Below are 514 nucleotides of genomic sequence, written 5' to 3' on the forward strand. Positions count from 1 at the left end.
CGTGTCTACTTTAAGAAAAAAACCAAAATTCATGGTCTCACCATCACCTAATGCTGCAATTGACAACGTTGGTGATAATAAATTAAAAGTGCCATTTGAAGTAGATGCATCATTTGGAGAGTTCATACTGTGGGTTTCACTATTATACTCATCTGTAGTTAAACTCCACCCTGAACCAGTAGTCCAACCATCTGCGTTACTTTCAAAATCTTCTTCCCAGAGGATAATCTCTTCTCTGGAAATAGCAGAATGAGGTTGAGGTTCAGGCTCTACAATAACATATTCTTTTCCATCATATTCGATACTTATATCAGTATTCGTTTGAATATTTGCTTTTTCACGGGAAAAAACAACACCAAATAACATGATAGCACTAATTAAGATTACTTTAACGAATCCTTTCATACTTCTTTCCTCCTGTTCGTCGTTTATATTAATTGTTTCTCTTTCTTCCATATTTTATCAATTAAATTCTAAATTTTATTAAACCTATATATAAATTACATTTCCCCAC

1 protein-coding gene is annotated in these 514 nt (G+C 32.9%); it reads right to left on the reverse strand.

All coding sequences use genetic code 11. The annotated features are described in order from the left end of the window. Positions 1–456, reverse strand: a 456-nt coding sequence (locus AMO08_RS05550; RefSeq protein ID WP_143323824.1) for a hypothetical protein, incomplete at its 3' end; no start/stop codon positions are given. Positions 457–514 lie beyond the last annotated feature (58 nt).

It is taken from the genome of Candidatus Pelagibacter communis (genome assembly GCF_001180205.1).
GTDB lineage: Bacteria > Pseudomonadota > Alphaproteobacteria > Pelagibacterales > Pelagibacteraceae > Pelagibacter > Pelagibacter ubique_O.